General features: G+C 58.2%; 19 protein-coding genes and 4 tRNA genes. 6 read left to right on the top strand and 17 right to left on the bottom strand.

The window, feature by feature from the left end; all coding sequences use genetic code 11:
- Window positions 1-32: 32 nt before the first annotated feature.
- The 6 genes from clpP to MLD04_RS04315 all read right to left on the bottom strand — a co-directional run bounded on the left by clpP (window position 33) and on the right by MLD04_RS04315 (window position 2867).
- Window positions 33-668 carry an ATP-dependent Clp endopeptidase proteolytic subunit ClpP gene (gene clpP, locus MLD04_RS04340; protein WP_248155076.1) on the bottom strand — a complete coding sequence of 212 codons (636 nt, stop codon included), beginning with the start codon at window positions 666-668 and terminating at the stop codon, window positions 33-35.
- 169 nt (window positions 669-837) lie between these two features.
- Window positions 838-2142 (bottom strand): trigger factor, encoded by a 1305-nt coding sequence (gene tig, locus MLD04_RS04335; RefSeq protein ID WP_248155074.1) that lies wholly within the window; start codon window positions 2140-2142, stop codon window positions 838-840.
- A 217-nt stretch (window positions 2143-2359) separates the two neighbouring features.
- A tRNA-Leu gene (locus MLD04_RS04330) sits at window positions 2360-2444 on the bottom strand.
- A 77-nt stretch (window positions 2445-2521) separates the two neighbouring features.
- Window positions 2522-2597: transfer RNA gene (locus tag MLD04_RS04325), tRNA-His, on the bottom strand.
- An 84-nt stretch (window positions 2598-2681) separates the two neighbouring features.
- Window positions 2682-2758, bottom strand: a tRNA-Arg gene (locus tag MLD04_RS04320).
- A gap of 32 nt (window positions 2759-2790) precedes the next feature.
- Window positions 2791-2867, bottom strand: a tRNA-Pro gene (locus MLD04_RS04315).
- Window positions 2868-3093: 226 nt separating this feature from the next.
- On the opposite strand from MLD04_RS04315, the gene folD reads away from it, so the two are divergent.
- Window positions 3094-3951 (top strand): bifunctional methylenetetrahydrofolate dehydrogenase/methenyltetrahydrofolate cyclohydrolase FolD, encoded by an 858-nt coding sequence (gene folD / locus MLD04_RS04310; RefSeq protein ID WP_248155072.1) that lies wholly within the window; start codon window positions 3094-3096, stop codon window positions 3949-3951.
- 93 nt (window positions 3952-4044) lie between these two features.
- On the opposite strand, the gene MLD04_RS04305 is transcribed toward folD, so the two are convergent.
- From MLD04_RS04305 to MLD04_RS04295, 3 genes are all read right to left on the bottom strand, one after another.
- Complete coding sequence (locus tag MLD04_RS04305) at window positions 4045-6225, bottom strand: malate synthase G (RefSeq protein ID WP_248155070.1); 2181 nt, start codon at window positions 6223-6225, stop codon at window positions 4045-4047.
- Window positions 6226-6375: 150 nt separating this feature from the next.
- Complete coding sequence (gene cysS, locus MLD04_RS04300; RefSeq protein ID WP_248155068.1) at window positions 6376-7764, bottom strand: cysteine--tRNA ligase; 1389 nt, start codon at window positions 7762-7764, stop codon at window positions 6376-6378.
- Entirely contained in the window at window positions 7761-9440 is a 1680-nt protein-coding gene (locus MLD04_RS04295) for a glutamine--tRNA ligase/YqeY domain fusion protein (protein WP_248155066.1), read from the bottom strand. The genes cysS and MLD04_RS04295 overlap by 4 nt, the downstream gene beginning before the upstream one ends.
- Before the next feature lie 136 nt (window positions 9441-9576).
- Here MLD04_RS04295 and MLD04_RS04290 point away from each other — a divergent pair, with 136 nt between their 5' ends.
- Window positions 9577-10077 carry a peptidylprolyl isomerase gene (locus tag MLD04_RS04290; protein ID WP_008938694.1) on the top strand — a complete coding sequence of 167 codons (501 nt, stop codon included), beginning with the start codon at window positions 9577-9579 and terminating at the stop codon, window positions 10075-10077.
- A complete protein-coding gene (locus MLD04_RS04285) occupies window positions 10074-10802 on the top strand; it encodes a UDP-2,3-diacylglucosamine diphosphatase (RefSeq protein ID WP_248155064.1) in 729 nt (242 codons plus the stop codon). The genes MLD04_RS04290 and MLD04_RS04285 overlap by 4 nt, the downstream gene beginning before the upstream one ends.
- Here MLD04_RS04285 and MLD04_RS04280 read toward each other — a convergent pair.
- The 5 genes from MLD04_RS04280 to MLD04_RS04260 are packed head-to-tail and all read right to left on the bottom strand — an operon-like array spanning window position 10794 to window position 15329.
- Window positions 10794-11639: a hypothetical protein gene (locus MLD04_RS04280; protein WP_248155062.1), complete on the bottom strand. Its 846-nt coding sequence runs from the start codon at window positions 11637-11639 to the stop codon at window positions 10794-10796. The genes MLD04_RS04285 and MLD04_RS04280 overlap by 9 nt on opposite strands.
- Before the next feature lie 46 nt (window positions 11640-11685).
- The gene (locus tag MLD04_RS04275; RefSeq protein ID WP_008938697.1) at window positions 11686-12081 is read right to left on the bottom strand and encodes an acyl-CoA thioesterase; all 396 of its coding nucleotides are present in this window, start codon (window positions 12079-12081) and stop codon (window positions 11686-11688) included.
- 55 nt (window positions 12082-12136) lie between these two features.
- Window positions 12137-13345: an ABC transporter permease gene (locus MLD04_RS04270; protein WP_248155060.1), complete on the bottom strand. Its 1209-nt coding sequence runs from the start codon at window positions 13343-13345 to the stop codon at window positions 12137-12139.
- On the bottom strand, window positions 13342-14082 hold the full coding sequence (locus MLD04_RS04265) for an ABC transporter ATP-binding protein (RefSeq protein ID WP_248155058.1): 741 nt from the start codon (window positions 14080-14082) through the stop codon (window positions 13342-13344). The genes MLD04_RS04270 and MLD04_RS04265 overlap by 4 nt, the downstream gene beginning before the upstream one ends.
- Window positions 14079-15329, bottom strand: coding sequence for an efflux RND transporter periplasmic adaptor subunit (locus MLD04_RS04260; protein WP_248155056.1), 1251 nt, complete (start codon window positions 15327-15329; stop codon window positions 14079-14081). Before MLD04_RS04260 ends, MLD04_RS04265 begins: the two co-directional genes overlap by 4 nt.
- A gap of 142 nt (window positions 15330-15471) precedes the next feature.
- Here MLD04_RS04260 and MLD04_RS04255 point away from each other — a divergent pair, with 142 nt between their 5' ends.
- Complete coding sequence (locus MLD04_RS04255) at window positions 15472-16329, top strand: ion transporter (RefSeq protein WP_248155054.1); 858 nt, start codon at window positions 15472-15474, stop codon at window positions 16327-16329.
- Window positions 16330-16344: 15 nt separating this feature from the next.
- Here MLD04_RS04255 and MLD04_RS04250 read toward each other — a convergent pair whose 3' ends face one another.
- Window positions 16345-17613, bottom strand: a complete 1269-nt coding sequence (locus MLD04_RS04250) for an MFS transporter (protein ID WP_248155052.1) — start codon at window positions 17611-17613, stop codon at window positions 16345-16347.
- A gap of 162 nt (window positions 17614-17775) precedes the next feature.
- Window positions 17776-18546: a ferredoxin--NADP reductase gene (locus MLD04_RS04245; protein ID WP_248155050.1), complete on the bottom strand. Its 771-nt coding sequence runs from the start codon at window positions 18544-18546 to the stop codon at window positions 17776-17778.
- Window positions 18547-18685: 139 nt separating this feature from the next.
- Between MLD04_RS04245 and MLD04_RS04240 the strand changes: the two genes are divergently transcribed.
- Window positions 18686-19567: a LysR substrate-binding domain-containing protein gene (locus MLD04_RS04240; RefSeq protein WP_248155048.1), complete on the top strand. Its 882-nt coding sequence runs from the start codon at window positions 18686-18688 to the stop codon at window positions 19565-19567.
- A gap of 12 nt (window positions 19568-19579) precedes the next feature.
- Here MLD04_RS04240 and MLD04_RS04235 read toward each other — a convergent pair whose 3' ends face one another.
- Complete coding sequence (locus MLD04_RS04235; RefSeq protein ID WP_248155046.1) at window positions 19580-20194, bottom strand: MiaE family protein; 615 nt, start codon at window positions 20192-20194, stop codon at window positions 19580-19582.
- Between the two features lie 258 nt (window positions 20195-20452).
- Between MLD04_RS04235 and MLD04_RS04230 the strand changes: the two genes are divergently transcribed.
- Window positions 20453-23047, top strand: a complete 2595-nt coding sequence (locus tag MLD04_RS04230) for a bifunctional aconitate hydratase 2/2-methylisocitrate dehydratase (RefSeq protein WP_248155407.1) — start codon at window positions 20453-20455, stop codon at window positions 23045-23047.
- Window positions 23048-23063 lie beyond the last annotated feature (16 nt).

Below are 23063 nucleotides of genomic sequence, written 5' to 3'. Positions count from 1 at the left end.
GCCGGCCAAGGATGATGCGATGACTTTCAGTATTATGTATTCGGTACGCGCTTATCAAGTACCGAATCAATCAACCCGTACTCTTTGGCCTGGTCCGGATCCATGAAATTGTCACGGTCGGTATCCTTGGCGATGGTCTCAAGATCCTGGCCGGTATGGTGAGCCAGCAGGGAGTTCAGGGTGTGGCGAATTTTCAGGATCTCACGTGTGTGAATCTCGATATCCGTCGCCTGCCCCTGATATCCGCCAAGCGGCTGATGGATCATGACCCGGCTGTGTGGCAAGCACGCCCGCTTGCCCTCTGCACCGCCGGCGAGAAGGAATGCGCCCATGCTGGCCGCCTGACCAATGCAAAGCGTCGCCACGTCGGGCTTGATAAACTGCATGGTGTCATAGATGGACATACCCGCAGTCACAGAGCCTCCCGGGCTGTTGATATACAGGTGAATGTCCTTGTCGGGATTCTCGGATTCCAGGAAAAGCATCTGAGCCACAATCAGGTTCGCCATGTGGTCTTCGACCGGACCAACCATAAAGATCACCCGCTCTTTCAGAAGACGGGAATAGATGTCGAAAGAACGCTCGCCCCGAGCAGTCTGTTCGATAACGATTGGCACCAGGCCAGAATTGGTAACCATTGCGGGACCATCGATTGGTTTCTGCGTCATGTGCGCCTGAACTCCTTGTGGACAATGGGTTGTGGCGCAAGGCCACGAATATTCAATATGTTGGCATCCAATACTGTGCCACCAGTCGGCCCAGATGAAAACAGCCGGACATGCCGGCTGTTTTCGGATTCGGCCAACGTGACCGGCTATCCCGGCCGGTCGCCGTCGCTTAACGCTGCGGCTGGCCCGCAGCAACGGCCTCTTCGTACTTCATCTTCTTCTCTTTGACCTTGGCCTGCGCCAGTACGTGGTCAACGACAGCATCTTCCAGCACAGAAGACTCGATCTGGGACTTCTGGTCCGGATTGTTGTTGAAGTGTGCAACAACTTCCTCTGGCTGTTCATACGTTGAAGCGATCTCCTGGATCTTTTCTTCAACCTTCGAAGGATCCGCCTTCAGATCGTTCTGCTTGACCACTTCCTGGAACAGCAGACCGGTCTTGACGCGACGGGTAGCCTGCTCCTCAAAGATTTCCTTGGGCAGCTGCTGGAAATCCACCTGGCCGCCAAAGCGCTGGACCGCATCCTGACGCAGACGATCAATTTCCTGATCAACCAGCGCAGCCGGCACGTCAAGTTCGGTATTTTCCAGAAGGCCATCAACGACGTCGTTCTTGACCTTGTTGGAGACCGCCTGCTTGAGCTCGCGCTCCATGTTCTTTTTCACTTCCTCACGGAAGGTCGCTTCGTCTTCGGCTTCGATACCGAAATTCTTGAAGAATTCGGTATTCAGCTCGGGCAACTGAGGCTCTTCCACCTTGTGGATCTTGATCTCGAACTTGGCCGGCTTACCCGCGAGGTCTTCATTGTGATAGTCCTCAGGGAAGGTCACTTCGATTTCCATGTCTTCGCCGGCCTTGCCACCTACGATGGCCTTCTCGAAGCCCGGAATCATCTGTCCGGAGCCCAGTGTCAGGCGCTGACCTTCGGCGGAACCACCCTCGAACTCCTCGCCATCAATGTAGCCCTTGAAGTCGATGGTCACGATGTCCTTGTTCTTGGACTTGCGCTTGACCTCTTTCATCGTGGCCTGCTGGCGACGCAGGTTGTCGATCATGGTATCGATGTCTTTGTCGGTCACTTCGGAAGCGGGCTTTTCAATGGCGATCTTGCTGAGATCACCGAGCTCGATTTCCGGCAGCACTTCGAAGGTTGCCACGAATTCGAGATCCTTGCCCTCTTCCATGGTCTTCGGTTCAAACTGCGGCCAGCCCGCAGGGTTGATGTCCTGCTCCTGCAGTGCCTTGATGTAGTTGTCGCGCATAACCTCGCCAACCACTTCCTGACGGATGCTGTCACCGAAACGACGCTTGACCACGCTCATGGGCACCTTGCCAGGGCGGAAACCATTCAGACGCACAGTGCGCGCTGTTTCCTGCAGGCGTTTCTGGACCGCCTGGTCGATTTCCTGGGCGGGCACACCAATCGTCATGCGACGCTCGATGTTGGAGGTCGTTTCAACAGACACTTGCATGGAAGATCCTCAAATTACAGGTTCGGTATGTGAATGAATTTTATCAATAAATCCTGCCCGGACTGCGATAGCGCAGAGTGGGCGAAAATTAAAAGGCCGTAGTTTACCACGGTTTGCACCGCCGAGAGAATCATCTGTACGGCCATATTCAAGGCAACGACAGAACTCCGGACCACCGGCATGAAGAGATTGGGGATAGAATGAGAAAATAAAAGGGTGGTGCGAGAGGAGAGACTCGAACTCTCACGGGTTGCCCCACTGGAACCTAAATCCAGCGCGTCTACCAGTTCCGCCACTCTCGCATGTACTGCGCCGACCAGAAGACATCAAAACGGGTTCAAGGCCTGGTCACTGCGGAAATTCAAGGCTTGGGGAAAAGTGGGGTGGACGAAGGGGTTCGAACCCTCGACCGCAGGAGTCACAATCCTGAGCTCTACCAACTGAGCTACGTCCACCACATCAAGACGTACCTTTCGGCACCTTCAACTTTTCAACTTTGCTGCCTGTGGCGCCCGGCGCGAACCAGGCCTGAGGCTTAATGGCGCGCCCGGCAGGACTCGAACCTGCGACCATCCGCTTAGAAGGCGGATGCTCTATCCAGCTGAGCTACGGGCGCCTGACCGTTCACCCACCTGAACATTCAGAGTTTGGTCGGGGTAGAGAGATTCGAACTCCCGACATCCTGCTCCCAAAGCAGGCGCGCTACCAGACTGCGCTATACCCCGTATGCCTGAACAACAAGTGCCTCAGCAAAGTTGGCGCGCATATTACCGGCGCCGGAGGACGCCGTCAACACGCATTTGGAAAATCCTGTCAGCACTCGCCTTTCCAGATGACTCGAAACCCCGAAAGAAGTTCCTTCCACACAAAATCGTCGAATTGGAGTTCGGACGGAAGCATGAGACAATTCCCCGCCTTCATTTACCGATGCCCAACCGACAAGACGGAATTATGAGCGCGAAACTTATTAACGGAAAAGAGATTGCCGCACAGGTCCGACAACAAGTCGCGGCCGGCGTGGAAGCGAGAAAGCAGAAAGGCCTGCGTGCGCCGGGCCTGGCAGTTGTGCTGGTCGGCAACGATCCGGCTTCCCGCGTATACGTTGGCAACAAGATCAAGGCCTGCGAAGAGACCGGCATCCTTTCCCTCTCCTACGATCTGCCGGAGGACACCTCACAGGACGCCCTCGAAGCCCTGGTGGACGAGCTCAATGAAAACCCTGCCGTGGACGGAATACTGGTCCAGCTGCCCCTGCCCGCACACCTCGATGCAGACCCGATCCTCGTCAAGATTCGTCCGGACAAGGATGTGGATGGTTTTCACCCCTACAACATCGGCCGACTGATGCAGCGTAAGCCCACTTTGCGCCCCTGCACTCCGGCGGGCGTGATTACCCTGCTCGACTCCATCGATACCCCTTACAAGGGACAGCACGCGGTCATCGTTGGCGCCTCCAATATTGTTGGTCGCCCCATGAGCATGGAACTGCTGCTAAGAGGCGCGACAACCACCGTCTGCCATCGCTTTACGGACAACCTGGAAAAATACGTTGGCGAAGCCGATATCCTGATTGCTGCTGTCGGCAAGCCGGGGCTTGTAAAGGGCGAGTGGATCAAGCCGGGATCCACGGTCATTGACGTGGGCATGAACCGGACCGAAGACGGGAAACTCAGAGGCGATGTCGAATTCGAGGCTGCCGCAGAACGCGCCGCCTTCATCACCCCGGTCCCTGGTGGCGTTGGGCCCATGACGATTGCGACACTCCTTCAGAACACCCTGTACGCTGCGGACGTCCTGCACCAGGAGTGATGCTCCCGGGCCGTGCGACCCTGAGCAAAACGTCAGAGCCTTACAGACATAAAAAACCCGCGGTAAACCGCGGGTTTTTTATGCACCGAAGCCTTACTGGCCGTATTTGGCCTTGGCTTTCTGGCGGTAGGCGTGCAGAAGCGGCTCGGTGTAGCCGTTCGGCTGTTCACAGCCCTTGAGAACCAGTGCCATGGCGGCTTCGAAAGCGACACTGTCGTCGAAGTTCGGAGCCATGTTGCGGTAGGCAGGATCACCAGCGTTCTGCTGGTCAACCACCGCGGCCATGCGCTTCATGGTTTCTTCGATCTGCGCTTCTGTGCAGACGCCATGGTGCAGCCAGTTGGCCAGCAACTGGGAGGAAATCCGCAGGGTTGCACGATCTTCCATCAGACCGACGTTGTTGATGTCGGGCACCTTGGAGCAACCCACGCCCTGGTCGATCCAGCGCACAACATAACCCAGAATACCCTGAGCATTGTTATCCAGCTCCTGCTGAATCTCATCGGCACTCAGGGAGGACGGATCGTCCATCACAGGCACGGTCAGGATATCGTCCAGGTTGGCGCGGGCGCGGCTTTCCAGCTGCTTTTGCACGTCTGCAACGCTGACCTGGTGATAATGGGTCGCATGCAGGGTCGCCGCTGTCGGAGACGGAACCCAGGCGGTGTTCGCGCCAGCCTTGGGGTGACCAATCTTGGCTTCCAGCATGCCGGCCATCAGGTCAGGCATCGCCCACATACCCTTACCGATCTGGGCAACGCCGCGGAAACCGGTTTCCAGCCCAATGTCGACGTTCCACTGCTCGTATGCATTGATCCAGGTCGCCTGCTTCATCTGCCCTTTGCGAATGAAGGGACCCAGCTCCATGGAGGTGTGAATTTCATCGCCGGTACGATCCAGGAAGCCGGTATTGATAAATACCGCACGCTCTTTCGCAGCCTCGATGCACGCCTTCAGGTTAACGGTCGTACGACGCTCCTCGTCCATAATGCCGACTTTCAGGGTGAAGCGCGGAAGCCCGAGCGCATCCTCAACACGACCAAAGAATTCGTTGGTGAACGCCACTTCCTCAGGGCCATGCATCTTGGGTTTCACAATGTACATGGAACCCTTGGTGCTGTTCTGGAACGGGCCATTACCCTTGAGGTCGTGAATGGCGATCAGGGACGTGATCAGGCCGTCCATCAGACCTTCCGGAATCTCGTTACCATCCTTCAGCAGGACCGCCGGGTTGGTCATCAGGTGACCAACGTTGCGGATGAACATCAGGCTGCGGCCCTTCAGCACCAGTTCGCTGCCATCGGCGCCGGTGTATGTGCGATCCGCGTTCATCTTGCGAGTCATCTGCTGACCGCCCTTTTCGAAGGTCTCCTGCAGATCACCCTTCATCAGGCCCAGCCAGTTACGGTAGGCCAGCGCCTTATCATCCGCGTCAACCGCGGCAACAGAATCCTCACAGTCCATGATGGTGGTCAGGGCAGATTCCATCAGGACGTCTTTTACGTGGGCACCGTCGTCCTTGCCGATCGGGTGACTGGCATCGATCTGGATTTCGAAATGCATGCCGTTCTTGACCAGCAGAACGCCCGTGGGAGCGTCGGCAGCGCCGGTAAAGCCGACAAAGCCAGCCTCATCTTTCAAGCCAGTGGTTTCACCGTTCTGCAGCTTGACGACCAGCTTGCCACCCTCAACCAGGTACTTGGCAGCGTCTTTATGACTGCCGGATGCGAGGGGAGCAGAGCTGTCCAGCAGGTTGCGGGCCCACTCAATTACCTTGGCGCCGCGGACCGGATTGTAGCCCGGGCCTTTCTGGGCACCGTCCTCTTCAGAGATGGCATCGGTACCGTAAAGCGCGTCGTACAGGCTACCCCAACGGGCGTTGGCCGCGTTCAGCGCGAAACGCGCATTCATGATCGGAACAACCAGCTGCGGCCCCGCCATGGTGGCTACTTCAGGATCAACATTGGAAGTGGAGATCTTGAACGCCGCCGGCTCTTCCACGAGGTAGCCAATGTCTTTCAGAAAGGCCTTGTATTCGGCCATGTCCAGCTTCTGACCCTTGTGGTCACGGTTCCAGCTGTCCATCTTTTCCTGGATCGCATCACGCTTGGCCAGCAGCTCGCGGTTACGTGGCGCAAGCTCGTTCACGATCTTGTCAAATTCGGCCCAGAATTTATCGGCATCGATTCCGGTGCCCGGGATCGCTTCGTTGTTCACGAAGTCATACAGATTCTTTGCGACCTGAATGCCGCCGACTTGTACGCGTTCTGTCATCGTTGTCTGCCTCAGTGGGTTACGTTTCCCGACTCCCCCTTCGCTTCGAGGGGGCATTCTAATTTGAGCGCCGCATTGTAAGGGAAAATCCTTACAAGATCATTCCTGCGCGCGCAAAACTGGTCTGACCAACTGGCCACGCCCGGAAATTCAGGCCCTTCGCCAGGTCGTTCCCTCGCGACTGTCGTCCAGAACAATGCCTTTGTCCGCAAGCTCATCACGAATCCGGTCGGCCTCGGCAAAGTTCTTGTCCTTCCGGGCATCGGCCCGGGCCTGGATCATTCGCTCGATTTCCTCTGCGGTGAGGTCGCTGCCGGTATCCGCCTGGAAAAAGGCCTCCGGATCCTGTTGCAGCAGCCCCACTACGGCACCGAGGCGAACCAGCACGGCGGCACTTCGCCGGGCCGCCTGATCCTCGCCGTCCCGTCTGAGCTGATTGATCTCGTTGGCCACCGCATGCAGTACCGAGATGGCACCGGCTGTGTTGAAGTCGTCATCCATGACTTCGGCAAACCGACGATCATGTTCGGTCTCCGGCACTTCCCCGCTACTGGCTGGCACAATGCCGCGCAGTGCGTGGTATAACCGGGTCAGGGTCCGACCGGCCTCCGCGAGGTTTTCCTCGGAATAATCCACCTGGCTCCGATAATGGCTGGAGACAAGGAAATACCGGACCACTTCAGCCGGATAGGTTTCGAGGATCTCCCGGATCGTGAAGAAGTTACCCAGCGATTTGGACATTTTCTCCTTGTTTACCCGGATGGCGCCGGCGTGCATCCAGGTATGCACAAAGGTATGGCCGGTGGCACATTCGGACTGGGCGATTTCGTTCTCATGATGGGGAAACAGAAGATCGGGACCACCGCCGTGTATATCGAACGTATTTCCCAGACACCGGGTCGACATGGCAGAGCATTCGATGTGCCAACCGGGACGACCGTCTCCCCATGGCGACTGCCAGCTCACTTCACCAGGACCGGCCGCTTTCCACAAGGCAAAGTCCGCCGGACTGCGCTTGGCCTCTTGAACATCCACCCGGGCTCCGGCAATCAGGTCGTCCAGTTTTTTCTTGCTGAGTTTGCCGTAGTCCGGGAAGGACTCGACTGAAAAGTAGACATCGCCATTGTCGGCCGCGTAGGCATGGCCGCCAGCAATCAGCTGCTGGATCATGGCGATGATATCGTCGATGTAGGCCGTCGCCCGGGGTTCTTCGTCGGGCGACAAAACGCCGAGCCGGGCCTCGTCTTCATGCATCGCCTGGATCATACGGTCCGTGAGACTGGTATACGCCTCGCCGTTTTCATCCGCCCGACGGAGGATCTTGTCGTCGATGTCGGTGATATTCCGGACGTACTCCACATCGTAGCCCCGGTGCCGGAGGTACCGCGTGACCACGTCGAAGGCGACCAGAACCCGGGCATGCCCGAGATGGCAGTAGTCATAGACGGTCATGCCGCAGACATACATCCGCACCTTGCCCGGTTCGATGGGGCGGAACTCTTCCTTTTTCTGCGTCAGCGTATTGTAGATTCGGATCACTTGCCCCCCTTACCCCAGGAATCCCGCAATGTGACCGTGCGGTTGAACACAGGGCGTCCGGCCGCGGCGGTCTGCTCCTGATCGCAAAAGAAGTAGCCTTCCCGCTCGAACTGGTACGGCAGATCGGTGCGAGGATCCACCAGGCCCTTTTCGGCCCGCGCGCCCTTCAGCACAACCAGGGAATCCGGGTTGAGATGGTCGACGAAGTCACCGTCCTTGTCGCTGTCCGGCGACTCATGATTGAACAGGCGATCATAGACATTGATGTCCGCTTCCACGCTGTCGTGGGCCGATACCCAGTGAACCACGCCGTTCGGCTTGTAGCCTTCGGGATTGACCCCAAGGGTGTTCGGATCGTACTCGCATTTCAGTTCGACGATCTCGCCACTGGCATCCCGCACGATTTCGCGGCAGGTCATGACATAGCCACCACGCAGTCGTACTGCCTGGTCCGGGGCAAGGCGCTTCCACTTGCGCGGCGGCTCCTCGGCAAAATCCTCCCGATCGATGTACAACACCTGACTCCAGGTCACTTCCCGCTCACCCATATCCGGGTTCTGCGGATGCACCGGCAATGTCAGGGTTTCGGTCTTGTCGGTCGGGTAATTCGTCAGGGTGACCTTCAGCGGGCGCATCACACACATGGCGCGCGGCGCGCGGGCATTGAGGTCTTCCCGGATGGCGTGCTCGAGCATGCCGACATCCACCGTACCGCCGGCCTTGTTGACACCGATCATGTTGCAGAAATTGCGAATGGATTCCGGCGTATAACCCCGACGGCGCATGCCCGAAATGGTTGGCATACGCGGATCGTTCCAGCCGTCCACATAGCCTTCATCCACCAGGCGCTTGAGTTTGCGCTTGGAGGTGATGGTGTAATTCAGGTTGAGCCGGGCAAATTCGATCTGGCGCGGATGGCAAGGCACAGAGATGTTGTCCAGCACCCAGTCGTACAGCGGCCGGTGATCCTCAAACTCCAGGGTACACAGGGAATGGGTAATCCCTTCCAGCGCGTCCGAGATCGGGTGGGTATAGTCGTACATCGGGTAGATGCACCACTTGCTGCCGGTCTGGTGGTGATCGGCATAACGGATACGGTAGAGGATCGGGTCGCGCAGGTTGATGTTCGGCGACGCCATGTCGATCTTCGCCCGCAGCACCAGCTCGCCATTGCCGTATTTGCCATCCCGCATATCCCGGAAGAGCTGGAGGTTTTCATCAACAGGACGATCCCGGTAGGGACTGTTGCGCCCCGGCTCTTTGAGCGTGCCCCGGTACTCGGCCATCTCATCGGCCGTCAACGCGCAAACGTAGGCCTTGCCGTTGCGGATCAGCTCCTCCGCAAAATCGTAGAGGGCGTCGAAGTAATCCGAGGCGAACCGGACCTCGCCGGCCCATTCGTACCCGAGCCACTGCACATCCTGCTTGATGGCGTCGATGTATTCCTGGTTTTCCTTCTCCGGATTGGTGTCATCAAACCGCAGGTTACATTCACCACCAAAGGTCTCGGCGATGCCAAAATTCAGACAGATCGACTTGGCATGACCAATATGGAGATAGCCATTCGGTTCCGGCGGGAAACGGGTCACGACGGTGCCGGTATGCTCTCCCTTGGCAATCGCATCTTCAATCAGGCTCTGGATAAAGTTGTGGGCTTTCTTCGATTCGGCGCTCATACAATCTCTGTTGGACAGGGGTTGAATCTGAAACCGCCTATTATACTCACAAATCCTTGCCGGACTCATGCATAGCGGAAAACTCTTGAGTACAATAACGGCCTGAACGTTCCCTAACCCGAAACAGGAAACCCTGATGATTCTGTTGCAAACCAATTTCGGCGATATCAAGCTCGAACTGGACCACGAAAAGGCCCCGGAAACGGCGAAAAATTTCGAACAGTATGTCCGTGACGGCTTTTACGACGGCCTGATTTTCCACCGCGTGATCAGCAACTTCATGATTCAGGGGGGCGGCTTCGAACCGGGCATGACCCCACGGAAGACCCGCGAGCCGATCCAGAACGAAGCCGACAACGGCCTGAGCAACATGACCGGCACCATCGCCATGGCTCGCACCATGGACCCCCACTCCGCCACGGCGCAGTTCTTCATCAACGTTCAGGACAATGGTTTCCTCGACCACACCGCCAAGAACGCCGAAGGCTGGGGCTACTGCGTGTTCGGCAAGGTCGTGGAAGGCATGGATACTGTCAACCGGATCCGGGCGGTGCGCACCACCATGCGGGCCGGCCATCAGGACGTCCCCGCTGACGACGTTGTGATCGAAAAAGCCGAGGTGGTGGAGGACGCGTGACCACGCTGTTTATCTCGGATCTGCACCTGGAAGAATCCCGTCCGGACATCACAGATGCGTTTCTCGGCTTCCTGCGCACCACTGCGCAGGGAGCGGAGCGACTGTATATTCTGGGCGATTTTTTTGAAGCCTGGATTGGCGATGACGAAAGGACGCCGCTTCAGGAACAGGTCGCCGCGGCACTGAAGGACCTCAACGAGAACGGAACCGACATCTTTCTGATGCACGGTAACCGGGACTTCCTGATCGGCGAGGACTTCTGCGCCCGTGCCGGTGCGACACTGCTCGAAGACCCGACCGTCATCGACCTTCACGGCACCCCCACCCTGCTCATGCACGGCGACAGCCTCTGTACGGCGGATGTGGAGTATCAGAAATTCCGGACCAACATGCGCAACCCCCAGTGGCAGCAGATGATCCTGGCACGCCCCCTGGAAGACCGCCAGCAGATGGCCCGGCAACTCCGCGAAATCTCCATGGCCAAAAACCAGGGCAAGGCCGAAACCATTATGGATGTCACGCCGGAAGAGGTGGTCCGGGAACTGGAACATCACGGTGTACAGCGGATGATTCACGGCCATACCCATCGGCCAGCGGTGCATTCACTTCACGCCAATGGCGCGGACGCAAAACGGATGGTGCTCGGCGACTGGGACCAGAACATCTGGTGGATCGAGGCAGAACCCGGCCAGGAGCCGGCGCTGAAAAAAGCTCCGTTAGGATGATCCCGAGGCAGGCGGCTCCCGATAGGTGTCCAGTCGCTTGAGCCAGCCCGGCAGCCATCGCTCCCGCTCGATGGCTCTGGGTGCATTCTCCGCACGCCGGGTCAGTACCCGGCCGGCTGCCTCCCGGAAAGCAGACAGGGCCGTCTGTTCCGGATTGGAATGCATTTCAAGCAAGACCTGAAGCAACCCCCAGCCCTCGCCATGATACCGTTCGGACTCGGCAAGCCCCTCCCCCTTGAAATTGACATAATCCATCAACGCGTAGGCACCGCCGGGTGTGGCACTCAGTTCAACGAGCGCCTTCCGTAGGCGGGGTTTCTCGGACGATGGCGCCGCCTGCAGAACGCGACCCAGGGCCAGGCGGGTACGCTGGAAGATGAACGCCGCCTGCAAGCCCCGAGTCTGGCTGAGAAAATCCCGTAATTGCTCAGTGCGGGAGTCCGGATCCACCTGCAGGAAAGTTGCCCGATCGGGCCAGGGCGCATCAAAGGGATCGAGGCGCTTCAACCACTCGGAAATCGGCGCATCGTGCTCCTCCATGAACTGGATCAGCGGAGGAAAGCTCTCCACAAATTTGCCGTGAACCCCCGTGGGATACCAGATGAAATGCCCGATACCCAGCGATGGAAAGGCTTCTCCCTCATTCCAATGCACCAGGCATTCTCTCCGGCTCGCGCACTCATTCCGGAAAATCTGCGCGCCAACCCAGTGCAGCTGCGCGGGCGTCAGTGCCAGCCTGATAGCCTCGGCTTCCCGGGTCTCGGGACCAGAATCACAGGCGGCAAGCACGAGAACGGACAACGCAACCAGCAGGTGAACCATCCGATTGAGAATCAATCAATCCCCCTCAACCGAGCAATAATGAGCGCCGTGAACAGGCTCATCATTCCGGCATGGCATGTTCAGCCAGTTGATCCTTGATCTCCTGCGGGATTGGCACCGATTTCTCGCTGTTGTAATCAAAGTGAATGAGCACGGCAATACCGCGCGCAATCTGCTTGCCATTCTGCCAGGCTTCCTGAACCACGTGGACGGAACTGTTACCGATCTTGCCGACACCGGTGCGGATTTCAACGGGCATGTGCCAGTAGCTCTGGGCCAGAAGATCGATCTCCATCCGGGCCAGGATCAACGGCCAGGTTTCGACTTCCAGATCGGGATGAAAAATTCGGAAAATGGGTGTTCGGCCCTGCTCGAACCACACTGGCAACGAGGTATTGCTGATGTGGCCAAGCGCATCGGTATCACTGAAACGGGGATCAAGTTCAATCGAAAACATAGCATTCTTCCTGAGACAAAACGCGCCAGACTATACACGCAAACCCGTCCTGAATTCACTCATGGCGAAGCGCATCAATCGGGTTCAGCCTGGCGGCCTTTCGCGCGGGGAAGAATCCGAACACCACGCCGATGGCCACCGAGAACGAGAAACCCACCACCATGATCAGGGGTGAGAGCACGAACGGCATATCCAGTTTCCAGGTAAGCAACCAGGTCCCCCCAACCCCGAGCAACAGGCCAATGATCCCGCCCAGCGTCGACAACACGATGGACTCCACCAGAAACTGGTTCAGCACGTCGCGGGCGCGGGCCCCGATCGCCAGCCGTATACCGATTTCACGCGTTCGTTCGGTCACCGAAACCAGCATGATGTTCATGATACCGATCCCGCCGACAAGCAGGCTGACGGCAGCAATCGCGCCCAGAAGCACGGTGAGTGTATTGGTCGTACTTTCCAGCGCCTCGGCAATTTCCTGGGTGTCCCGCACGTAGAAATCGTCCACGCCGCCACTGTCGACTCGCCTCCGCTGCCGCAACAGGGACTCGATCTGGGACTGGACCCGTTTGGTCGTGCCGTCCACCAGCGCAGACACGTAAATGACACTGACATCCAGCTTGCCAACCAGCCGCCGCTGGACGGCCTTGATTGGCATCAGAATCGTCTTGTCCCGGTCCTGCCCCATGGATTCCCCTTTTTCGGAGAGCACGCCAATGACCCGGCACGCGGTTCTACCTACGCGGATCGTCGCACCAAGGGGCTCCTGACCCAGGAACATCTCATCCACCAGGGTCTTGCCGATAATGCACACGGAAGCGCCCGACGATAATTCACCAGACTCGAACGCGCGGCCGTAATCAAGAGGATGGTTCCGGACTGACAGGTATTCGTTGCTGGTTCCAAGAACCGGAATCGTGTCATTGGCATTGCCCACGACCACCCGGGCTGTGGTGGCCAAAGCCGGCGCGACTTCAACGCCATCCACTTCCCTGCGAATCGCATCCACATCGGACAGGTCGAAGTTTTCGGCACTGGTTCGCACCGCGCCCGGCCCTCGCAGGGAGGTCCCCGGCATGACGAAAAGCAGATTGGAGCCGATGCTGGCGATGCGTTCAGTCACACTGCGAGTGGCTGACTGACCCAGATGCACCATGGCCACCACACTGGCCACGCCGATGATGATGCCAAGCGTGGTGAGAAACGATCGGAGTTTATTCCTGGCAATCGCCTGTGTGGAGAGCGACAGAACGTCCAGCACCCTCATGCCAGAACCTCCGCCGGTGTTCCGTCCCGGACCAGCTTACCGTCGGTGAACAGAAGCACCCGGTCGGCGTAGCGGGCGATGTCCGGTTCGTGGGTTACCATGACGATGGTGACACCACGTTCCCTTCGGACATCGGTGAGCTGGGTCATGACTTCCCGTGCCATGACCGTATCCAGGTTACCCGTCGGCTCGTCCGCCAGCAGCACCGGTGGTTCCGTGACCAGAGCGCGGGCGATGGCGACCCGCTGCTGCTGCCCGCCAGACAATTCGGCCGAGGTTGCCGCCTGTCGATCGGCCAATCCCACGGCTGCCAGCGCGCTCACGGCCCGACGATGCCTGAGCGCCGGACGGACCCCCTCATATACCAGGGGCAACTCGACATTGGACAATGCACTGGTTCGCGGCAGCAGGTTGTAACTCTGGAACACAAATCCCATGAAGTGGCGACGCACCAGCGCGCGCTCATCTCGCCCCAGTGTTCCGACATCGACGCCGCTGAAGATGTACTGTCCGGCGGAAGGGCTATCGAGGCAGCCGATAATGTTCATGCAGGTCGATTTGCCGGACCCGGACGGCCCCATGATCGCCACGAATTCGCCCGCCCGGATCGTCAGACTGACGCCGTCCAGAGCCCGCACCTCGGTCGCGCCTCTGCCGTAAATCTTGTAGACGTCACACAACTCAACAATCGTCGGAGGCACACCCGATTCACGAACCTCGCCGTATCCATCGCTCATTTCGCTGACGCCTGCGTTACACCAACGATGACTTCGTCGCCCGCAGACAGTTCATTGCCGGTCAGTTCCGTATAAAGTCCATCTGTGGCACCAGTGCTCACGACCTTACGATCTGGCTTGCCGTCCTTCAGAAGCCATACGGTATTCGAGGGGCCAGACCGGCCATTGCCAGCCCTACCGGCTGGATGCCGGAAGAGTCCACCGGTATCGGCCGACTGTGACGGGGGCGTAAACCGGAACGCGGCATTGGGTACCCTCAGGACACCCTGGCGCCGCCCGGTTTCGATGGTTGCGGTGGCCGTCATACCCGGCTTCAACAATCCGTCACGGTTATCCACCGACAGCACGGTCGTATAGGTGACCACGTTATTCTCAATGTTCGGATACAGATACACCTTGAGGACCCTGGCCTGGAACTGCCGTCCGGCCCAGGCATCGACGGTAAAGGTGGCCGGCTGCCCCGCTTCCACAAGTCCGACATCCGCTTCGTCCATCGACACATGCAGCTCCATCTGGCCCAGGTCTTCAGCCAGCAGGAACAACACCGGCGTCTGGAAGCTGGCCGCGACGGTATTGCCCGGTTCGATGCTGCGCTGAAGCACAACGCCGTCGATGGGAGACCGGATCACGGCCTTTTCCAGGCGTGTGCGCGCCTGCGACACGGAGGCCTGCGCCTGCCTGACGGAGGCACGGGCATAGTCAACCTTTGCTTCTGAGCGTTGCCGGACCGCCGCCGCAGCATCCACGTCAGCCTGGGCGGCAGTGCCACGGTCCCATAATTCGTTGGTCCGTCGCTCTCCCGCCAGGGCCTCCTTGAGTGTCGCCTCCGCTTCGGCAAGAGAAGCCTTCGCCAAAGCCAGTTGCGCCTCCGCCTGATCCAGCGCCACATTCAATTCATCGGTATCGAACAACGCCAGCGTCTGGCCCTTACTGACATGATCGTTGTCAGACACAAGTACCTGGGTTATCCGGCCGGAAATCTCCGCACCCACCGACACCTCACTCTTGGGTTCCAGACTGCCGGTGGCCGTCGCGGTCAGAATCATGTCACCCCGGTCAATGGCGTGTGTTTGCCAGACAGGCACCGCTTCCGCCGGCCATAGCAGGAAGAGCAATACCGCCACAACCACCGGTATCGCCAGTACCGCAATCAGCTTGCCTGCCCTGTTGCGACTGTGCTCGGACCGGATGATCCGGTTCACGTCCGACGCCATTTTCTGCGGTGTCGATTGCTGCGATGGTTTCATATGGCAGATTCCAGGATCAGATAATACGTGGCCTCTTTCAGGCGTCCATTACGTGCAACCGTCTGTTGACGGGGCATAAGCCAGCTCTCTAAAGTCTAGGTCAGAATAAGTATGTCGCTGCCAAGCTGGAGACCCCCCTCTGATGCCATCCATGAAACCGGCGAAAGTCGGACTTAGAACCCGGTTATTCCAGCTCATTTTCGAATCGGACACGCCCGCCGCCAAAGCATTTGATGTTGTCCTGGTGATCCTGATCTTTCTGAGCGTCGGTATCGTCATGCTGAACAGCATCGCCGAATACCACCAACAATATGGAAACTACTTTTTTTACATCGAGTGGTTTATCACCGTCATTTTCACGGTCGAGCTGGCTCTGAGAATCTATTGCCTCGACAAGCCCCTGCTTTACCTGAAGAGCTTCTATGGCGTCATTGATGTGTTATCGGTACTGCCGACATGGCTGGTTTTGCTGTTCCCCGGCGCGCATACGCTGATTGTGGTGCGCCTGCTCCGTGCGCTGCGACTGTTCCGGGTACTGGATATGATGACCATTGAGGGAGAAAAGCGCCTGTTGCTCGACGCCCTGCTCCGCAGCCGGCACCAGATCATGCTGTTCCTTTTCACGGTACTGATGCTGGTGACAATCTTCTCGTCCATCCTGTACCTGATCGAACCCGCCGAAGCCGGGTTCTCAAGTATTCCGACCGCCATCTATTGGGGCATCGTCACCCTGACCACGGTGGGCTACGGCGACATCACCCCGATCACACCCCTCGGGCAATTTATCTCTGTCGCCATCATGCTGACAGGTTACTCCATCATCGCCCTGCCAGTCGGGGTCTTTTCCGCCGAGGTCATCCGGGCATTGCGTGCAGAGCGGTATTCAGACGAAGCCTGCCCGGGCTGTGGCCGCCATCACCATGAGCGGGATGCCCGTTACTGCAAGTTCTGTGGCACCTGGCTGGATGAAGAAACGGCCGACCCACGCGCCAGAGAGTAGCGCGGATCATCGACCTTAACGCAGCACTTCCCGACTGCGATCCGGAATGAACAGCAAGGCCACGAAAGCAATCACCGCCATCAGCACGAGATAGATGGCGGGCGCGGTTGAAACACCCGTGACATCGATCAGCCAGGTTGAAATCATGGGGGTTGTGCCCCCGATCACCCCCAGCCCGAGGTTGTAGGCCACTGAGTATCCCGACAGCCGATCCCGTGCCGGAAAGAGCTCAACGAACATCGCCGGAGCGGATCCGAGCGGGACGGCAATAAAGGCGATCAGCAGCATTTGCACGACAACCGCCGCGACGATGCTGTCACTGACCAGCCAGAGATACAGCGGCCACCCTGCTATCGCCAGACACAACATGGCACCGGCAATGAAGTGGGTCCGGCGAATCAGATGATCCCCAAGCCAGCCCGAGATAGGTATCAGCACCAACAAAACGGCGGTGGCAACGGTGTTGATCTGAAGGGCCAGATGCAAGGGCATTCCTGTCTCCGAGTGGAGCCATTCGGGCAGGTAAACAATCGGGAGATAGAAAAGAACGCCATAGGCAGACGCGAAGCAGACCGCCAGTAACGTTTCGCGACGATTGGTGGTGAAAGCTTCCAGAAGTGGGGAGGTGTCACAGCGCTCGTCGTGGTGGCGCTGAAAATGCTCCGAACGCGGCAGATGGCGCCGAAGCATGATGGAGATCAGACCAATGACGCCCCCAAACAGGAAAGGCAGACGCCAGCCCCAGTCATGGACCGATCCACTGTCCATCCAGCTGGTCACCAGAGCCGCCATGCCTGCGCCCAGCAGCATTCCGAAGATACTGCCGGTATTTGCCCAGCTACCGGCCATGCCACGCTTATCATCCGGCGCTGTTTCAACCAGGTAGGTCACGGAACTGCTGAATTCCCCTCCCACCGACAGTCCCTGAACCATCCGGATGATCACCAGCAGCACCGGCGCCAGCAAGCCCGCCTGATGATAGGTCGGAAGACAACCGAGCAGGAACGTGGGTAACACCATCATGGTGACGGAAATCAGCATGGTCTTGCTTCGGCCGATGGTGTCCCCCAGCCAGCCAAAAACGCCGGACCCCAGCGGACGCATGATAAAACCGGCCGCAAACACGCCGTAAGTTGCAATCAGGGACGCAACCGAGTCTTCACCGGGAAAGAACAACCCGGCCAGAATACCCGCCATGTAACCGTAGACAGCGAAATCGTACCACTCCACGACGTTGCCGATAAAACCGGCCAGGATCATGGTCTTCCGCTTGCCAATGGTCATTTACAGCTCCTCTGAAGAGATCAGTATTCGGCGATTACCATGCTCATTAGAACCATCTTGCGGCTTTGAGACTATTCGGCGCATTGATCTGTATAAAGTCACCATAAAAAAACCCGCGGTGAGAGACCGCGGGTTTTCAGGAGGTGCGAACAGGGAATCGGGTTACTGCTCTACGAATGCCCTCTCGATAACGTAGTGCCCCATATCGCCGCCACGAGCTTCCCGGAAACCCATCTTGTCCAGAATGGCACAGGTATCTTTCAACATACTCGGGCTGCCGCAAATCATGAAGCGGTCCTCATCCGGGTTGAAATCGGGAAGTCCGAGATCACGTGTGATCTTGCCCGATTCCATGGCGTCGGTCAGGCGACCCTCGTTGCGGAACGGTTCGCGGGTAACGGTCGGGTAGTAAAGCAGGTTGCCTTTCACCATCTCACCAAAGAATTCGTTCTCAGGCAGTTCCTCGATCTCCTTCTGATAAGCCAGTTCAGAAATGTATCGAACGCCATGGGTCAGAATGACCTTGTCGAAGGCCTCGTAGACTTCCGGATCCTTGATGATGCTCATGAATGGCGCCAACCCTGTGCCGGTGCTGATCAGCCAGAGATTCTTGCCCGGAAGGAGATTATCCAGGACCAGCGTGCCCGTCGGCTTTTTGCTCAGCAGTATCTCGTCACCCGGCTTGATTCGCTGCAGGCGGGATGTCAGCGGACCATCGGGCACCTTGATCGAGAAGAACTCCAGCTCTTCTTCGTAGTTGGCACTGGCGATGCTGTAGGCGCGCATCAGCGGCTTGCCATCGGTTTCAAGCCCGATCATCACAAAGTGGCCGTTCTTGAACCGGAAGCCGGGATCCCGGCTGGTCTTGAAACTGAACAGGGTGTCGTTCCAGTGATGGACACTGGTGACGGTTTCTTTCATCAGGTTGCTCATGTAAACCCCTTACCTGCTCTGATACGAAAAGATTAAGCCTAAAATTGAATTGCCTAAATTCTACCCCACCACTAACCTATCGATGAAATGGGATATTCTCATAACCTTATTCGGGTCAATCGATTTATAGCGATTCATTATGAAATTCAGTTTCCGCCAACTCGAAGTATTCCTCGCCGCCGCCCATTTTCAGAACATCACCCGGGCCGCCGAATCCCTTGCCATGTCGCAGTCAGCGGCCAGCAGTGCACTCAAGGAGCTGGAGAACCAGTTTGATATCCAGCTGTTCGACCGGGTCGGCAAGCGTCTCCAGCTGAACGAGCTGGGGAGACTGTACCGCCCCAAAGTCGAATCCGTTCTGGCGCAGGCCGGAGAACTGGAACAGGCCTTCAGCAAGCACACGGAGATCGGAGCCCTCAAGGTCGGCGCGACATTAACCATAGGAAACTATCTGGCCGTTGGCGTCATGGCCCAATACATGAATACCCCTACTCACCCCCGGGTGTCTCTGGAAGTGGCCAATACCAGCACCATCGCCCGGCGGGTGAAGGATTTCGAGCTGGATATCGGGTTGATCGAGGGCGAACTCCAGTCTCCGGAACTGGAGGTCATCCCGTGGCGGGACGATAAACTGATCGTGTTCTGCGCGCCGGATCACCCTCTCGCCCAAAAGGGCACGCTGACCGACGACGACCTCCGGGACGCCACCTGGATCATGCGGGAACCGGGCTCCGGCACCCGGCAAAGCTTTGAACGGGGCATGCACGGCCTGCTTCCGGACCTGAACGTGCTCCTGGAGCTGGAGCATACCGAAGCCATCAAGCGAGCCGTCGAGGCCAATCTGGGTATCGGCTGCCTGTCACAGGTCGTCCTGGTCGATGCCTTCAAACGCGGGAGCCTGGTGCCCCTCTCCGTGCCTTCACACCGTCACTTCGACCGGCACTTCTACTTCATCCTGCACAAACAGAAGTACCGCAGTGCTGGCATTGATGCGTGGATCGAGTTGTGTCGGGCACTGTAAGGACTGCCCGGGTTACCGTGCCGGGACAACCGGCCCGCTGTGGAAACGGAACTCGGCGTCCGGTGCCTGGATCAGTTCCTTTTCGAGGGCCAGAAACACATCCACACGCTCGCCTACCGGCCCGCCATTGGCCTGCACCGCCAGTTTGAGATAATCCTGGTAATGCCGGGCCTCGGACTTGAGCAGGCTGTTGTAGAAATCCGCCAGTTTCTCGTCCAGATGTGGAGCGAGCGCGGCAAATCGCTCACAGGACCGGGCTTCGATGATCGCGCCAACGATCAACACGTCCACCAGTCTGCCCGGATCCTCAGTCCGAACCGCCTGCCGGAGCCCCGCAGCGTATCGGGCCGGCGAAAGATGGGTGTATGTGATGCCCCGCTTTCCCATGATCGCCAATACCTGTTCGAAATGCCGAAGTTCCTCGCGCGCAAGGCGAGACATCCTGTTCAGCAGATCCACGTTATCGACATACCGGTACATCAGGCTCAGCGCCGTAGAGGCAGCCTTTTTCTCGCAGTGGGCGTGATCGATCAGCAGAACATCCTGGTTGGCCAGGGCATTGTCGATCCACGCCGGCGGCGTGCGGCAGGGAAGAAAATCGTGAATCTCTTGCAGGGCGTCATTCATGGCAATACACGGGCTGGATTGTGAAAAGGCGGGAGTATAGCGCAGCTAACAGATTTCTCCGACCACTGTCCAACTTAACTTTATAAGGGGTTTCCTATAGAATGCAGCGCCAGTTTAGGGAGTCTCTGAATAAACCCTGATTACCCCGCCCCACGCTTTCAGGCGTTATTCAGAGGCTCCCGTGGCCTTTTCGCCATAAACCTCCCGCCAGGCATGATGCCATCCAGCGGGACATTCCAACTGATGAGGGTCCATATCGTGTTAGAAGCCTATCGTGAACACGTTGCCGAACGTGAAGCCCTGGGTATCCCGCCCAAGCCCCTGAACGCCGAGCAGACTGCAGCCCTGGTTGAGCTGCTGAAAAATCCGCCGGCGGGTGAAGAGGAAACCCTGGTTTACCTTCTCGAAAACCGTATTCCGCCGGGCGTGGACGAAGCTGCCTACGTCAAGGCCGCGTTCCTGACGGCGATCGTCAAGGGCGAAACCAGCTCTCCCCTGCTCGACAAGCGCAAAGCAGTTGAACTGCTGGGTATGATGCAGGGCGGTTATAACATCGCGACTCTGGTTGAGCTGCTGGACGATGCCGACCTGGCCGAGCTGGCCGGAGAGCAGCTGAAGAAAACCCTGCTGATGTTCGATGCCTTTAACGACGTCAAGGAAAAAATGGACGCGGGCAATTCCGTGGCCAAATCCGTGGTGGAATCCTGGGCCAACGCCGAGTGGTTCACCAACAAGAAGAAGGTACCGGAAAGCACCAAGATGGTGGTGTTCAAGGTCACTGGCGAAACCAACACCGACGACCTGTCTCCGGCCCCGGATGCCTGGTCCCGTCCGGACATCCCGCTGCACGCCCGCGCCGCCTACAAGATGGAGCGCGATGGCCTGAAGCCGGAAGAGCCGGGTGTTACCGGTCCCATGAGCCAGATCGACGAAATCAAGTCCAAGGGTCTGCCCGTTGCCTTCGTTGGTGACGTAGTCGGTACCGGTTCTTCCCGGAAATCCGCCACCAACTCCGTGCTGTGGTTCTTTGGCGAAGACATCCCAGGTGTACCGAACAAGCGCGCCGGCGGTGTCTGCATCGGTAACAAGGTTGCCCCGATCTTCTTCAACACCATGGAAGATGCCGGCGCCCTGGTCTTCGAGGCACCCGTCGACAACATGAACATGGGCGACGTTATCGAGATCCGCCCGTACGAAGGCAAGATCCTGAACGAAGCCGGCGAAACCATCTCCGAGTTCAAGTTCAAATCTGACGTCATCCTGGACGAAGTTCAGGCCGGCGGCCGTATTCCGCTGATCATCGGGCGTGGCCTGACTGCCAAGGCGCGCGCCGCTCTGGGCATGGGCCCGACTGACCTGTTCCGCCTGCCGAAAGATCCGGAAGCCGGCACCAAAGGCTTTACCCTGGCCCAGAAGATGGTCGGCAAGGCATGTGGCCTTGAAGAAGGCAAAGGCGTTCGCCCGAACACCTACTGCGAGCCGCACATGACCACCGTTGGCTCCCAGGACACTACTGGCCCGATGACCCGTGACGAACTGAAAGATCTGGCGTGTCTGGGCTTCCAGGCGGACCTGGTGATGCAGTCCTTCTGTCATACCGCGGCTTATCCGAAGCCGGTTGACGTTGAAATGCAGCACACCATGCCGGACTTCATCCAGACTCGTGGCGGTGTTGCCCTGCGTCCGGGCGACGGCATCATCCACTCCTGGCTGAACCGCATGCTGCTGCCGGACACCGTCGGTACCGGTGGTGATTCCCACACCCGTTTCCCGATGGGCATTTCCTTCCCGGCCGGCTCCGGCCTGGTGGCGTTCGCCGCTGCTACCGGTGTTATGCCGCTGGACATGCCAGAATCCGTTCTGGTCCGCTTCAAGGGCGAGATGCAGCCGGGTATCACCCTGCGTGATCTGGTACATGCCATCCCGCTGTACGGCATCAAGCAAGGCATGCTGACCGTTGAGAAGAAAGGCAAGATCAACGAGTTCTCCGGTCGCATTCTGGAGATCGAGGGCCTGGAGCACCTGACCGTCGAGCAGGCGTTCGAGCTGTCTGACGCCTCTGCAGAGCGCTCCGCAGCCGGTTGTACCATCAACCTGTCGGAAGACTCTGTTGCCGAGTACCTGCGTTCCAACATCGTCATGCTGCGCTGGATGATCGCTGAAGGTTACGGCGATCCGCGGACCCTGGAGCGTCGCGCTCAGCAGATGGAAGAGTGGCTGAAGGATCCGAAGCTGATGCGTGCCGACAAGGACGCCGAGTATGCCCACGTGATCGAAATCGATCTGGCCGACATCAAGGAGCCGATCGTCTGCTGCCCGAACGACCCGGACGACGCCAAGTTCCTCTCCGAAGTCGCTGGCGACAAGGTCGACGAAGTATTCATCGGTTCCTGCATGACCAACATCGGTCACTTCCGCGCCGCCGGCAAACTGCTGGAGCAGCATAAAGGCGCCCTGAGCACCCGTCTGTGGATGTCTCCGCCCACCAAGATGGACCAGCAGCAGCTGATGGAAGAAGGCTACTTCAACACCTACGGCACTGCCGGTGTTCGCACCGAGATGCCGGGCTGCTCCCTGTGCATGGGTAACCAGGCGCGTGTTGCTCCGAAGAGCACGGTGCTGTCCACGTCCACCCGTAACTTCCCGAACCGCCTGGGCGACGGTGCCAATGTGTACCTGACCTCGGCGGAACTGGCGGCTGTGGGCGCGGTACTTGGCAAACTCCCCTCCCCTGCGGAGTATATGGAGTACGCCAAGGACCTGAACAGCATGTCGAAAGAAATCTATCGCTATCTCAACTTCGACCAGATGGAGGACTACACCAAGAAGGCTTCTGAGGCGTCTGTCGCCTGAGATAGTTCTCTTCGGT

The organism is Marinobacter koreensis (genome assembly GCF_023156285.1).
In the GTDB taxonomy this organism is placed as follows: Bacteria; Pseudomonadota; Gammaproteobacteria; order Pseudomonadales; family Oleiphilaceae; genus Marinobacter; species Marinobacter koreensis.
The sequence above is the reverse complement of the archived record's forward strand: the minus strand, read 5'-3'. Positions and strand labels throughout refer to the sequence as shown.

Bases quoted from the DNA above. Each gene is read 5' to 3' on its own strand.
- clpP (WP_248155076.1), bottom strand. From the start codon at position 668: ATGACGCAGAAACCAATCGATGGTCCCGCAATGGTTACCAATTCTGGC.
- tig (WP_248155074.1), bottom strand. From the start codon at position 2,142: ATGCAAGTGTCTGTTGAAACGACCTCCAACATCGAGCGTCGCATGACG.
- folD (WP_248155072.1), top strand. From the start codon at position 3,094: ATGAGCGCGAAACTTATTAACGGAAAAGAGATTGCCGCACAGGTCCGA.
- MLD04_RS04305 (WP_248155070.1), bottom strand. From the start codon at position 6,225: ATGACAGAACGCGTACAAGTCGGCGGCATTCAGGTCGCAAAGAATCTG.
- MLD04_RS04295 (WP_248155066.1), bottom strand. From the start codon at position 9,440: ATGAGCGCCGAATCGAAGAAAGCCCACAACTTTATCCAGAGCCTGATT.
- MLD04_RS04290 (WP_008938694.1), top strand. From the start codon at position 9,577: ATGATTCTGTTGCAAACCAATTTCGGCGATATCAAGCTCGAACTGGAC.
- MLD04_RS04275 (WP_008938697.1), bottom strand. From the start codon at position 12,081: ATGTTTTCGATTGAACTTGATCCCCGTTTCAGTGATACCGATGCGCTT.
- MLD04_RS04270 (WP_248155060.1), bottom strand. From the start codon at position 13,345: ATGAGGGTGCTGGACGTTCTGTCGCTCTCCACACAGGCGATTGCCAGG.
- MLD04_RS04265 (WP_248155058.1), bottom strand. From the start codon at position 14,082: ATGAGCGATGGATACGGCGAGGTTCGTGAATCGGGTGTGCCTCCGACG.
- MLD04_RS04260 (WP_248155056.1), bottom strand. From the start codon at position 15,329: ATGAAACCATCGCAGCAATCGACACCGCAGAAAATGGCGTCGGACGTG.
- MLD04_RS04255 (WP_248155054.1), top strand. From the start codon at position 15,472: ATGCCATCCATGAAACCGGCGAAAGTCGGACTTAGAACCCGGTTATTC.
- MLD04_RS04250 (WP_248155052.1), bottom strand. From the start codon at position 17,613: ATGACCATTGGCAAGCGGAAGACCATGATCCTGGCCGGTTTTATCGGC.
- MLD04_RS04245 (WP_248155050.1), bottom strand. From the start codon at position 18,546: ATGAGCAACCTGATGAAAGAAACCGTCACCAGTGTCCATCACTGGAAC.
- MLD04_RS04240 (WP_248155048.1), top strand. From the start codon at position 18,686: ATGAAATTCAGTTTCCGCCAACTCGAAGTATTCCTCGCCGCCGCCCAT.
- MLD04_RS04235 (WP_248155046.1), bottom strand. From the start codon at position 20,194: ATGAATGACGCCCTGCAAGAGATTCACGATTTTCTTCCCTGCCGCACG.